The 247-nt window shown below is 48.2% G+C and carries 1 protein-coding gene; it reads left to right on the forward strand.

Annotation, left to right across the window (positions count from 1 at the left end):
- The coding region (locus P5683_RS26245; RefSeq protein ID WP_315646028.1) for a helix-turn-helix domain-containing protein at window positions 1-247 on the forward strand (247 nt) is incomplete at both ends.

A 247-nucleotide genomic window follows, 5' to 3' on the forward strand; every position in this document is an offset into this window, starting at 1 on the left:
CAGGTCAAAGAAGATCCGGATTTACCCCAGCCCCGAGCTAAATCAAGTCTGGCGCCAATGGTTGGCCGCTTGTCGGTATTGCTACAACCAAGCAATTGCATTATCCCGGAGTGGTAAACGACTAAGCAAGTTAAAGTTACGCAATAAAGTGATGCAGAGTGACTTACCCGAATGGGTCAAAGAAACACCCTGCCATATTCGGCAGAATGCTATCTTTGATGCCTATCTCGCCTTTTCAGCCAGTCCG

Source organism: Limnospira sp. PMC 1279.21, from assembly GCF_032349615.1.
GTDB classification, from domain to species: Bacteria; Cyanobacteriota; Cyanobacteriia; order Cyanobacteriales; family Microcoleaceae; genus Limnospira; species Limnospira fusiformis.